Annotated in this window: 6 protein-coding genes and 1 pseudogene; 2 read left to right on the top strand and 5 right to left on the bottom strand. The window is 71.0% G+C overall.

What is annotated here, in order from left to right; all coding sequences use genetic code 11:
• The 4 genes from ASJ79_RS35145 to ASJ79_RS19765 all read right to left on the bottom strand — a co-directional run.
• A partial coding sequence (locus tag ASJ79_RS35145) for a hypothetical protein (protein ID WP_197420295.1) occupies positions 1-845 on the bottom strand: 845 nt, incomplete at its 3' end.
• Positions 836-1,309: a hypothetical protein gene (locus tag ASJ79_RS19775; RefSeq protein ID WP_067958835.1), complete on the bottom strand. Its 474-nt coding sequence runs from the start codon at positions 1,307-1,309 to the stop codon at positions 836-838. The genes ASJ79_RS19775 and ASJ79_RS35145, both read right to left, overlap by 10 nt.
• Positions 1,299-2,159, bottom strand: coding sequence for a DUF58 domain-containing protein (locus ASJ79_RS19770; protein ID WP_067958838.1), 861 nt, complete (start codon positions 2,157-2,159; stop codon positions 1,299-1,301). The genes ASJ79_RS19775 and ASJ79_RS19770 overlap by 11 nt, the downstream gene beginning before the upstream one ends.
• Before the next feature lie 12 nt (positions 2,160-2,171).
• Complete coding sequence (locus ASJ79_RS19765) at positions 2,172-3,161, bottom strand: MoxR family ATPase (RefSeq protein WP_156448533.1); 990 nt, start codon at positions 3,159-3,161, stop codon at positions 2,172-2,174.
• Positions 3,162-3,300: 139 nt separating this feature from the next.
• On the opposite strand from ASJ79_RS19765, the gene ASJ79_RS19760 reads away from it, so the two are divergent.
• Positions 3,301-3,510, top strand: a complete 210-nt coding sequence (locus ASJ79_RS19760) for a helix-turn-helix domain-containing protein (RefSeq protein ID WP_067958827.1) — start codon at positions 3,301-3,303, stop codon at positions 3,508-3,510.
• Between the two features lie 2 nt (positions 3,511-3,512).
• Positions 3,513-4,076, top strand: a complete 564-nt coding sequence (locus tag ASJ79_RS19755; RefSeq protein WP_067958825.1) for a Clp protease N-terminal domain-containing protein — start codon at positions 3,513-3,515, stop codon at positions 4,074-4,076.
• Between the two features lie 8 nt (positions 4,077-4,084).
• Here the strand turns inward: ASJ79_RS19755 and ASJ79_RS19750 are convergent.
• Positions 4,085-4,233 (bottom strand): annotated as a pseudogene (locus ASJ79_RS19750) (1,4-dihydroxy-2-naphthoate polyprenyltransferase); the annotation flags it as partial.

Below are 4,233 nucleotides of genomic sequence, written 5' to 3'. Positions count from 1 at the left end.
GTGATCTGGGTGCGGCCGCCCGGAATGGCCTCCTGGATGACCGGGGCGCTGACCACCTGCGAGTCGAGCACGAACGCGGTCTGTGTCCCGATGTTGGCGGCGGTGTCCCGGCCCGGTGTGGCGATCGCGTTGATCTGCACGCCGGCCCGCCGGGCCATCGCGGTGACCTCGGCGTCGGTGAACAGCGACGGCCGGTCGTCACCGGGTGCGCGCAGGTCGCCGGGCCCGACGTAGATCAGGGAACGGCGGGTGTCGCTGCGCTCCTCGAACCCGGGGAAGCCGGTCAGGCACTGGGCGAGCACGTCGGCGACGGTGGGGGCGTAGTCGGCGTAGTCGACCTGGGCGCTGAAGTCGGAGGCCGACCGGCCGGCCCGGGAGAACTCGGCGAGCCGTCCCGCGGCGAACTGGTAGTCGCGGGTCAGCGGGATGAGGCGCCGGTTCACCGACGTCAGCCCGATGCGCTCGGATCCGTACCCGGTGGTCTGCCGCGCGAAGTAGCCGAGGAACCGCCCGGTCGCCTCGTCGGTGACCGGCGCGCCGGCGCACAGCATGATGTCATCGCGGGGCGCGGAAGCGTCGGCGTCCCAGAAGGTTCCGGTCGGGCGGGCGGTGGCCAGCACGGTCGCGGTGAACAGCAGCACGAGCAGCGTGAGGGCGGCCGTGGCGGCGCGGGTCTGGCGCCGCACGACGGCACGGTACTCGGGCAGCCGGGTCAGCCGCGCGGTGTTGGCCAGCGGCAGTTGCCGCTCGCGCCCGCGCCGGATCGGCAGCAGCACCGCCAGCGCGACCGCCGCCACCACGGCGCCGAGACCGACGGCCGGCACCGGCCACCACGTCAGCTCCACGATCGGATCAGCTCTTCGGTCTGGTCCCCGAGCCTGCCCACGTCCGCGGTCGAGGCCCTGTCGAACTGCACGCTGCCCAACGCCTCCAGAACCGGTGCCGCGGCGGCGAGGTCGCCGGCGGCCACTTCGCGCAGCTGCATGAACTGCACCGGTGTGCCGGTGGCCTGATGCAGGAAACTGCGCAACGTGCGGCTGAGCGCCGCGCCGGCCTGCACCCCCGACAGTTCACCGGACCGGTGTCGCCGGGTGGCCGCCCGCGCGGTCCTGGCGAACCGGGACCGGAGCACCTTGGTGTGCCACGTCCGCAGCCCCGGGATGCCGCGCAGGCTGTGCGACGGCATGGTCGCGATGAAAACCACTGCATACCAGGCGAACACGAACAGGAGGAGTCCGAGCCCGAGCCACAGCCACGTCGCCGAGTAGGCGGGGGGTCCGCTGACGAACTCCAGCAGGTCATCCGGCACGCGACCACACCCTGGTCATGTCGGTGACGCCCCGCCGGATCTGGTTCGACCGCGCGATCGTCACATGGGAGACGGCGTGCCCGGCCATGAACTCGGCCAGGTGCTGCACGCGGCGATCCTCGGCGCGGCGGTAGGCGGCGACCACACGGGGATCGACCGCGGCGGAACCGAGTACCGGCCTGCCGGTGGCGACGTCGTAACCGCCGTCGCCGGCGTCCGCCGCGGGCATGTCGGCCACCATCGCCCACATCACGTCGTGCCGCGCGGTCAGCCGGTCCAGGGCATCGCCGAGGCGGTCGTCGGGTTCGGGTTCGTCGGACACCACGACGATCAGCATCGGATGGCGGTAATGCGTTGCCACATAGGTCAGCTGGCACACGATGTCGCTGGGTCCGGATCGCACGGTGTGGTCCTGATAGTGCTGCAGCATGCTCTCGATGTGGTTCTCGCCGCGGCGCTGACGCACCCGGATGCTGCCGCGGGCGTCGCCGTACACCATCCCGATCTCGTCGGAGCGGCCCAGCGTGATCAGACCCAGCGCGCCCAGCACGTGAAGCGCGACATCGCGTTTGCGCTCCCGGCCGGGGGCGACGGCCTGCATGTTCCGGCCGGCGTCGGCGACCAGCAGGATCTTGTGGTGCTTCTCGGACACGAACCGCTTGATCAGCACGGCGCCGGAGCGGGCCGAGGCCTTCCAGTCGATGTCGCGCACGTCGTCGCCCGGTACATAAGGCCGCAGTTCGTCGAATTCCATTGTGCGGGTGTGTAATAACGCGTGGCGGCCGCCTTCGAGAAGGCCGCGGGTGTCGGTGCCGAAGCGCGCCCTGGCCCGGTTGAGGTGCTTGCCCACGTGCACCGCCGCTCAGGGCACCCGGACCGCGCGCAGCACGGCGTCGATCACCACGTCCGGGGTGACGTTCGCGCTGGCCGCCTCGAATCCGAGGATCAGCCGGTGCTGCAGCACGCGGTGCGCGAGATCGGCGATGTCGCCGGGGACGACGTGGTCGCGGCCCGACAGCAGCGCCAGGGCGCGGGCCGAGGTGCACAACGCGATGGTGGCGCGGGGGCTGGCGCCGTACTCGACGAGCCGGGCGATCTGGCCGGGCAGGTAGTTGCCGGGTTCGCGGGTCACCCCGACCAGCCGGCTGGCGTAGAGCATGAGGTCGCGGCTCATGTACACCTTGCGGGTGACCCGCTGCAGCCGGCGGATGTCGTCGAGGGTCGCGACCGGTCTGCTGTGATGCTCCTTGTCCAACAGCCCGGCGTCGAGCCGGGTGAGCACCTCGACCTCCTGCTCCGGGGACGGGTACCGCACGATCTCCTTGAGCAGGAACCGGTCGGTCTGCGCCTCCGACAGCGCGTAGGTGCCTTCCTGGTCGATGGGGTTCTGGGTCGCGATGACCAGGAACGGCTCGGGGATCGGGTACACCGTGCCCGCGATCGTGGTCTGGCGTTCCTCCATCGCCTCGAGCATCGCGCTCTGGGTCTTCGCGCTGGAGCGGTTGATCTCGTCGAGCAGCACCACGTTGGCGTGCACCGGCCCCAGCTGCGTGACGAACGATGTGGTCGCCGCGTCGTAGACCTGGGTGCCGATGATGTCGCTGGGCAGCAGGTCAGGCGTGCACTGGATGCGCCGGAACTGCCCGTCGATGGATTCGGCGATGGCGCGGGCCGCGGTGGTCTTGGCCAGCCCCGGCACGCTCTCCAGCAGGATGTGCCCGCCGGTGAGCAGCCCGATCAGCAGCGTCTCGCGCAGATGCTGCTGCCCGACCACCTTCGCCGAGAACGCGTCGGCGAGGGCCGCGACCACCCGCCGCGCGTCGTGGACATCGTCGGTGGACCCGCGGGGCATCGGCGCAGCATTCATCCCGCTGCATGTACCACGCGAATCCGGCGCGCAAACGGCCGCTCACGGTGCCCGGGCGCGCCGCGACGCGGGCAGTTTGTCAACTTTGGTTGACAGGCACGGGTGCCGGGCCTAGCGTGGCGCCATGGCCGAACTCGACTCGCTCGATGCCCTGAACAGCACGGACCCGGTGGTGGGGTTGCGCACCGTCCGGGCGCTTCAGCGGTTGCACGAGCGGATGGAGTCCATCCACGTCGCGAACGCCCGCGCGCAGGGTTGGACGTGGCAGGCGATCGCCGACGCGCTGGGGGTCAGCCGCCAGGCCGTGCACAAGAAGTACAACCGGAGGAGTTGACGATGTTCGAACGTTTCAGCCGCAACGCCCGGGTGGCTGTGATCCTGGCTCAGGAGGGTGCCCGCGAGCTTGAGGCCCGCGAGATCCGTCCGGAACACCTTCTGGTGGGCGTGCTGCAGAGCGCGGGACGTGATCTCGCCGCGGCGCTCTCGAGTTGCGGTGTCACCGCGGAGACGGTGCGGCAGCGGCTGTCGCCCGACGCCCCCGGCGACGACGCGTTCGACGACGACGCCGAGGCGCTGCGGGCGATCGGTATCGACCTGCGCGTGGTGCGCGAGAACGTGGATCGCGCGTTCGGCGCCGACTCCTTCGACAACGCGCTGCGTCCGCCGAACAAGTGGGTGCGACGGCGCGGCCACCTCCCGTTCACGAAGGCCTCGAAGAAGGCCTTGGAGCTTGCGCTGCGGGAAGCGGTGGCGCACCGGCACAACTGGATCGGATGCGAGCACATGGTGCTGGGCATCCTGCGTGCCGGAGACGACACCGCGGTGGCCCTGCTGACCGAGCATGTCGAGGCCGGTGAACTCCGCCGCAGCATCGACGCAGTCCTCGACGCCGCGGCCTGACCGATCCGCTAGCCGAACACCAGCGCGGCGCTCACCGCGACCGCCCACACCAGCATTGTCAGCCCGGTGTCCTTCAGGACCGGGATCAGATCCCTGCCGCCCTGCCCGCGGCGCACCGGCGTGGCGGCCCGCACCGCCAGCGGCAGCGCCACCAACC

Origin of the sequence: Mycobacterium sp. NAZ190054 (assembly GCF_001545925.1) — a bacterium.
GTDB lineage: Bacteria > Actinomycetota > Actinomycetes > Mycobacteriales > Mycobacteriaceae > Mycobacterium.
The sequence above is the reverse complement of the archived record's forward strand: the minus strand, read 5'-3'. Positions and strand labels throughout refer to the sequence as shown.

Coding starts and splice junctions, on each gene's coding strand:
- ASJ79_RS19765 (WP_156448533.1), bottom strand. CDS start 3,161: ATGCCCCGCGGGTCCACCGACGATGTCCACGACGCGCGGCGGGTGGTC.
- ASJ79_RS19760 (WP_067958827.1), top strand. CDS start 3,301: ATGGCCGAACTCGACTCGCTCGATGCCCTGAACAGCACGGACCCGGTG.
- ASJ79_RS19755 (WP_067958825.1), top strand. CDS start 3,513: ATGTTCGAACGTTTCAGCCGCAACGCCCGGGTGGCTGTGATCCTGGCT.